This window comes from Mesorhizobium sp. B283B1A, from assembly GCF_020165735.1.
GTDB classification, from domain to species: Bacteria; Pseudomonadota; Alphaproteobacteria; order Rhizobiales; family Rhizobiaceae; genus Mesorhizobium; species Mesorhizobium opportunistum.
Window position 1 is genome coordinate 233,594 of record NZ_JAIUIQ010000006.1, and the last position, 10,099, is coordinate 243,692.

At 65.2% G+C, this 10,099-nt stretch carries 3 protein-coding genes; 2 read left to right on the top strand and 1 reads right to left on the bottom strand.

Features of this window, described 5'->3' with window-relative positions; all coding sequences use genetic code 11:
- Positions 1-1,929 carry an autotransporter assembly complex protein TamA gene (locus tag LB577_RS07430; protein ID WP_224686189.1) on the bottom strand — a complete coding sequence of 643 codons (1,929 nt, stop codon included), beginning with the start codon at positions 1,927-1,929 and terminating at the stop codon, positions 1-3.
- Between the two features lie 282 nt (positions 1,930-2,211).
- On the opposite strand from LB577_RS07430, the gene LB577_RS07435 reads away from it, so the two are divergent.
- Both LB577_RS07435 and pbpC read left to right on the top strand, forming a co-directional pair.
- Positions 2,212-7,710 carry an alpha-2-macroglobulin family protein gene (locus LB577_RS07435; protein WP_224686190.1) on the top strand — a complete coding sequence of 1,833 codons (5,499 nt, stop codon included), beginning with the start codon at positions 2,212-2,214 and terminating at the stop codon, positions 7,708-7,710.
- A 180-nt stretch (positions 7,711-7,890) separates the two neighbouring features.
- Positions 7,891-9,981, top strand: coding sequence for a penicillin-binding protein 1C (gene pbpC, locus LB577_RS07440; protein WP_224686191.1), 2,091 nt, complete (start codon positions 7,891-7,893; stop codon positions 9,979-9,981).
- Positions 9,982-10,099 lie beyond the last annotated feature (118 nt).

Below are 10,099 nucleotides of genomic sequence, written 5' to 3' on the forward strand. Positions count from 1 at the left end.
CTAGAACGCCTGTCCGATGCCGGCATAGATGCCGAAACGCGGATCGCCGGGGTCACGGTTGAGCGGCACGGCCGCGTCGATGCGCAGCGGCCCGAACGGCGTCACATATCGCAGGCCGACGCCGGCGCCGACCTTGACGTCGGAGAAGTTGGGAATCGACTTCTCCGACACCGTGCCGGCATCGACGAACGGCACGATGCCGATCGTGTCGGTGATGGCGATGCGCATCTCCACCGAGGTTTCGAAGAAGGACAGGCCGCCGATCGGCTGGCCGGTGAAATCCTTGGGGCCGATGCCCTGATAGGCATAACCGCGCACCGAGCCGCCACCGCCGGAATAGAAGCGCCGGTCGGCCGGGACGTTCTGCAGGCTGGTGCCGACGATCGAGCCGATCGCGACGCGTTCGGCCAGAACGAATTTCGAAGCCGTATCCAGCGACTGATAGGCCGATCCCTCGCCCTTGAGCTTGAGGAAGGCGGCACCGCTCAGAATATCGTAGCTCGGCTCGGCATAGGCCAGCACCCGGAAGCCCCTGGTCGGGTTCAGCCGATTGTCCCTGTTGTCATAGACATATTGCAGCGGGATGCTGGCGATCAGGTATTTGTGCTTGCCGAAGGCATCGTGGATGCGTGAGTAGTCGAGCGCGAACTCGGCCGACACCGTCTGCTTCTTGGTCAGTTCGTAGGACAGGCCGGTGCTGCCCTTGATCGAGAAATGGTCATAGGCGTCGGGATGTTCGAGCACCGTCTTGATACCGGCGAAGAATTTCGACGCCGGGCCGATCACGCCGGGTTTCTCGAACATGATGCCGGCATTGTAGTTCAGCTCGGACAGATCGTTGCTGCCGATGCCGCTGATGGCGCCATCGATGCGCAGCTTCTCGGCGCGACCAAACAGGTTGCGATGCCCCCAATAACCTTCCAGGCCCAGCCCCTCGGTGTTGGAGAAGGTGCCGCCAAGGCCGAAATAACGCGGTTTGCGCTCGCTGACCTGGACGCCGATCGGAATGTTGCCGTCGGCGTCGAGCTTGTCGGCTTCCTTGAACGTCACGCTGTTGAAGACCTCGAGCGCCAGCAGCCTGTCGCGCGCGTCGCTGATCTCCTGCGGCGAGTACTGCTTGCCGCGCTTCAGCCCGGTCATGTATTCGGTGAAGTCGCGGTCGACCTTCTCGGTGCCTTCAACCGTGGTCGCGCCATAGCCGGCGACCGGTCCGGCGGCAACGGTCAGCGTCACGTCGAGCGTCGAGGTGGCATGGTCGGCGACGATCTGCCGGTCGGTCACCGTGGCCAGTGGCCTGCCCTGCTCCTTCAGCGTCCGCACGATCAGCGCCTCGGCCTTCAGCACCGCACCGGACCCGGCGTCGCCGCCCGCGATCAGGCCGTAGTCGGCGCTCATCAGACCCGCCGCGTCGCCTTCAAGCCTGATCGTGCCAAGGGTGAATTTGGGGCCGGCGGCGATGTTGACGACCACCGGAATGGGCTGCGGGCCCTTGAATTCGGCGTCCGGCGGCAATTCGTCGAGCGGCTTGCCGTCGATGGTGATGGTGACCACGCCTTCGTAGCGGGCATCGGCATAAAGCGCGGCGACAAGCTGTTCGCGGTCGCTGCGCGCCTTGGCCATCAGCCCAAGCGAGCCCGAGACCGGCCGATCCTCGTCGCTTTTCAGCGCCGAGGCGTTTTCGAGCTTCTTGACGAGATCCTTGTCGGCATCGGGGGCGGAGATGGTCACGGCGTAGCGCAGCGGATCGACGATATCGGCGTCCTCGTCGTTGGAGGAACCCCACAGTTTGATGCCGAAAAGCTCGAACGCAGCCGCGGATCTTGATTCGGCGACCAGCGCGGTCGAGCACATCATGGCGAAAAGCAGGGCGCGCGGAAGCACGCGCCCTGGCGCGATCCTTCCTGACATCTGCCTTTCATGCGCCGGCATTAAAACACCCTAGTTCACAAAACTAAAATTGGAATGAAGTTCTGAAGCGCTCGTAAAGGGGCCACAATCCAATTGTCTGAAATAGGACGGGCTTGGAATTCACACCTTCTGCGTTTCCGCAAGAATGCGTGATCCCCTGTCCTATGGAGATTACTGTCCCGCATACCGGTCCTTGGCCGGAAAATAAACCGTTGGCAGGCGGAACCTGCCGCGTCCGCGCGTTGACAAGCCTGGCTGAAGCTTGAACATGCCCGGACGTCTGCAATTGTCTGGAGGGGTGTTATGGCAATGCGCGCGGCTCGTGGTCTGTCGATTCTTCTGCTTCTCTTCTTTGCATGGGGCAATGCCCTCGTCTGGAACGACCCCGCGCAAGCGGCCGAAGCGCGCAGAATCGCAACGACCGACAATTCCGACTATTTCGGTTTCGACCTCAGGTCCGACCAGAATGTCACCCTCGACCAATGCAAGACGACGTGCCTTGGCGATCCGGCCTGCCGCGCCTTCACCTACAACACCAAGGCCAAATGGTGCTTTCTCAAATCCGACTACAACCAGATGAAGCCGTTCAGCGGCGCGGTCGCCGGCAAGGTCGTCAACATCGACGGCGACCCCGATATCGGCGCGCCGCCGGAACTCGCCTTCTTCCCCAACTGGATGGCCGACCAGGCCCAGCAATACCGCAACAAGCTGCTCGGCCCGGCCTATGACAAGCCGGCCGAGGGCATGGCGGCACTGACGAAGGCCGCCGAACAGGCCGTCCAGACCGGCGACCATCGCTCGGCCATGCTGAAATACGAGGCCGCCGTCTCTGTGATGCCCGACGATGGCCAACTCTGGCTCAACCTGGCGCGCGAAACCTTGGCCGTGCAGCCCACGGCCAGCACCGCGGAAGTCTCCACCTTGCCTATGAACGGCACGTCGGCTGCTTTCAACGCCTATAAGCTCTTGCGCACCACCAAGACGCGCGCCGACGTGCTGGCGCTGCTCGGCAACGGCCTCGACAAGCGCGATCTCTACCGCCCCGCCCTGCAGGCCTATGAAGCCAGTCTTGCGCTGATCGCCTCGCCGGCGGTCCAGGCGGAGTATGCCGACCTCAAGGCGCGCAAGGGTTTCCGCGTCGTCGACCACAGTGTCGATGCCGACACCAGCGCGCCGCGCATCTGCGCTCAGTTTTCCGAGGATCTGGTCAAGACCGGCGTCGACTACGCGCAGTTCGTCACCGTCGACAACGCCCCGCCAAAGGGCGTCGAGGCCAAGGACAAGCAGATCTGCGTCGAAGGCCTCGAACACGGCCAGCACTACGATGTCACCTTCCGCGCCGGCCTGCCGGCGGCGATAGGCGAAGTAACCGCCGCCCCCGTGGTGCTGTCGATCTATGTGCAGGACCGCGCTCCGTCCGCTCGCTTCACCGGCGACAGCTTCGTGCTGCCGGCCGGCGCGCGCCGCGGCATCCCGGTCGTCACCGTCAACATGAACGCCGCCGAGATGAAGCTCTATCGCGTCGGCGACCGGTCGTTGGCGCAGCTTCTGTCGGGCTACCAGTTCCTGCACCAGCTCGACGGCTACGACATCTCCAACATTTCCGAGCAGATGGGCGCGCCGGTCTGGCAGGGCCAGCTCGACATTGCCAACGACCTCAACAAGGAGGTCACCACTTCCTTCCCGGTCGATGAGGCGCTGCCACAACGCAAGCCCGGCGTCTATGTGCTGACCGCCCAGGCCGTCAACGACAAGAGCGACGACTATGGTTCGATGGCCACGCAGTGGTTCGTCGTCTCCGACATCGGCCTGTCGACCTATACCGGCCAGGACGGTCTCAATGTCTTTACCCGCTCGCTGGGCAGCGCCAAGCCGATAGCAGGCGCCGAACTGACGCTGGTTGCCCGAAACAACGAGGTTCTCGGCACCGCGACATCCGATGCCGACGGCCATGCCGTCTTCAATCCCGGCCTGACCCGCGGCGACGGCGGCATGGTGCCGGCGGTACTGATGGCCAAACAGGGCGACAATGACTTCGTCTTCCTCGACATGTCCAAGGCCGGTTTCGACCTGTCGGATCGCGGCGTCACCGGCCGCGCGGCGCCCGGTGCGCTCGACGTCTATGCCTGGACCGAACGCGGCATCTACCGCGCCGGCGAGGATGTCCATGTCGCCGCCCTTGCCCGCGACGGCGCCGCCAAGGCGGTCGAGAACCTGCCGCTGACCTTCATCTTCTCGCGCCCTGACGGCGTCGAGGACCGCCGCATCGTCAGCGACGGCGCCTCGGCCGGCGGCCATGCCGTCGACCTGCCGCTCGAACCCAACGCCATGCGCGGCACCTGGTCGGTGTCGATCTACACCGATCCCAAGCAGCCGGCGGTCGCCAGCCAGATGTTCCTGGTCGAGGATTTCGTGCCGGATCGCATCGAATTCGACATGAAGGCTGAAAAGCAGGAGATCGCGCAGGGCGAAACCGCCAACATCAACATCGACGGCCGCTTCCTCTATGGCGCGCCGGCGGCGGGGCTGGCGCTGGAAGGCGAACTGACGCTGTCGACGTCCCGCGACTGGGACCGCTTCCCCAACTTTGCCTTCGGCCTCGCCGACGAACAGTCGGCCGAACCCACCGTCACGCCGCTCACCGGTCTGCCGGTGGTTGGCGATGACGGCAAGGCGACCTTCCCGGTCTCCGTCGACCAATTGCCCTCGACCACCAAGCTGATCGACGGCAAGGTGACGGTGCGCATGCGCGAAACCGGCGGCCGTGCCATCGAGCGCTCGCTCAACATCGGCATCCGCCCGCAAGGCCATATGATCGGCATCCGGCCGGATTTCACCGATGGTGAAGTGCCTCAGGGTGGCACCGCGAAGTTCAGCCTGATCGCCATCGATCCGGACGGCAAGCGCGAGGCGCTGAAAGGCGCGCAGTGGACGCTGGTCAAGGTTGAACGCAATTACCAGTGGTACCGCTCCAACAATTCGTGGAACTACGAGCCGGTCACCTTCACCAAGTCGATCGCCAACGGCCAGGTCGACCTAGGCGCCGATGGCGACGCCACCGTCTCCGTACCGGTCGATTGGGGCCAGTACCGTCTCGAGGTCGAGACCTCGGATCCCGAGGGACCGGCGACCAGCTATGAATTCGACGCCGGCTGGTATGTCGCCTCGACCACCACCGAAACGCCCGACGGCCTGGAAATCGCACTCGACAAGGACAATTATGCCGCCGGCGAAGTGGCCAAGCTGAAAATCTCGCCGCATTTTGCCGGCGAACTCCTGATCAACATCGGTTCCGACAAGCTGTTGAAGACCATCACGGCGACCGTGCCGGCCGGCGGCAGCACCGTCGACATCCCGGTCGGTGACGACTGGGGTGCTGGCGCCTATGTCACGGCAACCCTGTTCCGGCCGGGCGATGCGCAGGAAACGCGCATGCCGGCCCGCGCCATCGGCGTGAAATGGCTGAAGGTCGATCCGGGCTCGAAGAAGCTCGCCATCACCTTGACGCCGCCGGACAAGACCATGCCGCGCCAGCAGCTGTCGATTCCGGTTTCCGTGGCCGGCGTGCAGCCAGGCAGCAATGCCTATGTCATGGTTGCCGCCGTCGATGTCGGCATCCTCAACCTGACCAACTACAAGGCGCCGGATCCGGAGAACTGGTTCTTCGGCCAGCGCATGCTGGGCATGGAAATCCGTGACATCTACGGCCGCCTGATCGACGGCTCTCTGGGCACCACCGGCAAGCTCAGGACCGGCGGTGACGGCGCCAACATGCAAGCGCAAGGCAGCCCGCCCACTGAAAAGCTGGTTGCCTTCTTCTCCGGCCCGGTCGAGCTCGACGCCGACGGCAAGGCACGGATCGACTTCGACATCCCGCAGTTCAACGGCACCGTGCGCGTCATGGCCGTCGCCTGGACCAAGGATGCGGTCGGTCATGCCCAGTCGGATGTCATCGTGCGCGATCCCATAGTCATCACCGCCGGCCTGCCGCGCTTCCTGGCGCCTGGCGACGACGCCGTCATGCGGCTCGACGTGGCCGACACCGACGGCCCGGCCGGTGACTATGCGCTGTCGATCGACACGACAGGCGACCTGTCGACCGGCGACAAGCCCCTGCCCCAGAAGCTGACGCTCGCCCAGGGCAAGCGCCAGACGCTGACCGTGCCGTTGATCGCAAAGACGGCGGGCAATGCCTCGCTCACCATCAAGCTTGCCCATGCCGATGGCACCAAGGTCGAGCAGACGCTCTATGTGCCGGTACGCCCGGCGCAATTGCCGGTCACCACGCGCCTCGTGGTCGACCTCAAGGGCAATGGCGGCGCGCTGCGCGTCGACAAGGAACTGTTGGCGGCAAGCCTGCTCGACGGCGCTTCCGTCAGCGTCGGCGTTTCTCAAGCCGCGGCCTTCGACGTGCCATCGCTGTTGATGACGCTCGACCGCTACCCCTATGGCTGCGCCGAGCAGACCACCAGCCGCGCCATGCCGCTTCTCTATGTCAATGACATGGCATCGGGCATCGGCATGCAAAATGACCCCGACCTGCATGGCCGCATCCAGGATGCCATCTACAAGGTCCTGAGCTACCAGTCCTCGAGCGGCAGCTTCGGCCTTTGGGGTCCTGGCTCCGGTGATCTGTGGCTCGACGCCTATGTCAGCGAGTTCCTGACCAGGGCGCGCGAGCAGAAATACGACGTGCCGGCGCTAGCCATGAACCAGGCGCTGAGCAATCTGCAGAACTCGCTCGGCTACGACCAGAGCGTGCAGGACCGCGGCAGCGAGATCGCCTACGCTCTCTACGTGCTGGCCCGCAACAAGAAGGCCTCGATCGGCGATCTGCGCTACTACGCGGACACCCAGCTCGAAGCCTTCTCGAGCCCGATGGCCGTTGCCCAGCTGGCGGCGAGCCTGGCGCTCTACGGCGACACCCAGCGCTCGGAAACGACGTTCAAGACTGCGCTGCAGCTCGCCAAGTCGGCGACCGAGTACGACTACTACCGCTCCGACTACGGCTCGCCATTGCGTGACGGCGCGGCGATGCTGGCGCTGGCGGCGGAATCGAAACCGGTGTCGACAATCGTGCCCGAGCTGATCAGGCTGGTGACCAGGGAACGCGCCGAAGCCCGCTGGACCAGCACCCAGGACGATTCCTGGATGCTGCTGGCGGCCCGCGCGCTGAAAGAGGGCAATGATTCGATCACGCTGACCGTCAATGGCGCGCCGCATTCGGGCGGCTACTCCAACCAGGTCAACGGCTCCGAGCTGGCCGACAGCCCGCTCGAAATCGCCAACACCGGCGCGACCCCGCTGCAGGCCGTCGTCACCACCGTGGCGTCGCCGATCGAGCCTCTGCCGGCCGGCGGCGACGGCTTCACCATCAGCCGCACCTACTACAAGCTCGATGGCACCGAAGCCAATGTCACCGAGGCCACCCAGAACGAACGTTATGTCGTCGTGCTCAAGGTCACCGAACAGAACAGCTGGCCGTCGCGCCTGCTGGTCACGGATCTTCTGCCGGCCGGCTTCGAGATCGACAATCCCGGCCTGGTCTCCAGCGCGCAATTGTCGAACTTCTCCTGGTTGGCCCAGACCGACGCCGCCCACCTCGAATTCCGCGACGACCGTTTCGTCGCGGCATTCAATCCGGCCGACGGCGACCACGACCACAATCTGACGCTCGCCTATGTCGTGCGCGCCGTGACGCCGGGCACCTACGCCCATCCGGCCGCAACGGTGGAGGACATGTACCGGCCGCAATATTCGGCCCGCACCGCCACCGGCATGATGGAGATCAAGGCGCCGTAAGGCGCCGATGGTGGCGATCATGAAAATGGCGATTGCGCTCATGACAGCGTCCTTCTCCCCGTCTCTATACGGGGAGGTGAGCCGTGGTCCGCGCAGCGGACGAAAAGCCAATTGCTTGGTTTTTCGAACGGCGAACGCCCGAAGGGCCGTCGTGCCGGCAGGCGGATGAGGGGCAGCGCCATGCTCTCAAGAAAATTCGTCCGCCGCACCGCCATCGCCGCAGCTTCCTGCGCCGGCGTCCTCGCTCTCGCCGCAGCCACCCTCTGGGAACTCGACCGCGCCTTCCCGCCCCCACTCCCGGCGGAACTCACGGTCTCCACCGAAGTCCAGGACCGCGACGGCCAGCTGTTGCGCGCCTTTGCCACGCCGGACGGCTACTGGCGGCTCGAAACCCGGCTCGACCAGGTCGACAAGCAGTTCGTCGATATGCTGGTGACCTATGAGGACAAGCATTTCTGGAACCATGAGGGCGTCGACGTGCTGGCGCTGGCGCGTGCCGCCGGCCAGTTCGCCACCAGCGGCCACATCGTCTCCGGCGGCTCGACGCTGTCGATGCAGCTTGCCCGGCTGATCGAGCCGCGCGAAAGCCGCAGCCTCGGCTCCAAGATCAAGCAGATGCTGCGCGCCATCCAGATCGAGCGGCGGCTGTCCAAGCGCGAGATCCTCGAACGCTATCTCACGCTGGCCCCCTATGGCGGTAACCTCGAAGGGGTGCGCGCCGCCGCGCTCGCCTATTTCGGCAAGGAGCCGAAGCGGCTGACCGTTTCCGAGGCCGCCCTGCTCGTCGCCCTTCCTCAATTGCCGGAAAAGCGACGGCCCGATCGCAACCTCGGGATTGCCCACGCCGCCCGCGACCGCGTGCTGACCCGCATGGTCTCGTCGGGGCTGCTCGGTGAACGCGAGGCCGCGCGCGCCGCTTTGGACGATGTGTCGGGCCTGCGCCGCACCTTGCCGGCGCTCGCCGCGCACGCCGCCTATGCACTGCTGCCCAAGGCAGTTCCCGGCCAGCCGCTGAAACTGACGATCCGCAAAAGCGTGCAGCAAGGCCTGGAACAGGTGGCCAGGGATGCCGCCACCAGGCTCGGGCCGCGTCTGTCCGTCGCCATGGTGCTTGCCGATGCCCGCACCGGCGACATTCTGGGCGAAGTCGGCTCGGCCAATTTCTTCGACGCCAGCCGCTCCGGCTGGATCGACATGACCAAGGTCGTGCGCTCACCCGGTTCGACGCTGAAGCCGTTCATCTATGGCCTTGCCTTCGAGCAAGGGCTGGTGGCGCAGGAAATGCTGATCGAGGACAGCCCGGTCGATTTCGGCGGCTACCGGCCGAAGAACTTCGACATGGGCTACCAGGGCGATGTCAGCATCCGCCAGGCGCTGCAACTGTCGCTCAACGTGCCGGCGATCCGTGTGCTCGATGCTGTCGGGCCGGCGCGGCTGACGGCGCGCTTCCGCCAGGCCGGCGTGAACCCCATCCTGCCGGTCAACCAGGCGCCGGGCCTGGCCATCGGCCTCGGCGGCGTTGGCGTCACGCTGCGCGATCTGGTCCAGCTCTATACGGGGCTCGCCAATGGCGGCAAGACGCACACATTGCGTGACGGCACCGAGCCGGCCGATGCCGAAAGCGCGACCACCACCATCCTCAACGACCAGGCGAACTGGCAGATCATCGACATATTATCCGGCGTCAAGCCGCCCGAGGGCGCCTTGCAGCGCGGCATTGCCTACAAGACCGGCACCTCCTACGGCTACCGCGACGCCTGGTCGGTGGGCTTCGACGGCCGCTATGTGCTGGGCGTCTGGGTCGGCCGGCCCGATGCCGGCGCGGTACCGGGCCTCTCCGGCTACGTCTCGGCGGCTCCCATCCTGTTCGAAGGCTTTGTCCGCTCGGGCCTTGCCACGGTGCCGTTGCCGGGCAAGCCGCCGGGCGTTTTCAGCCCCAAGCGCGAGGATCTGCCGGTGACGCTCGCCCGCTTCGGAGCCGGCGCGGACGGCCTGGTGCAGGCGGCACCGACCGAACCAGCGCCGACCATCATCTTCCCGCCGAATGGCGCGCGCGTCGATCTCGGCACCAACTCGGCCGATGCCTCGCCGCTGGTGCTGAAACTGCAGGGCGGCCGCGCGCCGTTCCGCTGGCTGGCCAACGGCAAACCGCTGGTGGGCATCGACCGCCGCCGCACCGCGACCTGGCAACCGGACGGCGCTGGTTATTCGACGCTGACCGTGATCGACGCGGCGGGGCGGGCGGCGAGTGTGAAGGTATTCGTTGAATAGACCGAGCCAAACGATTCATAGAATTGGTCTTCTGAAAACTCAGCGAATAGCGAGATATACCTTCTGATGCTAGTCGCGAGGCGCCCCCCTCTGTCCTGCCGGACATCTCCCCCTCAAG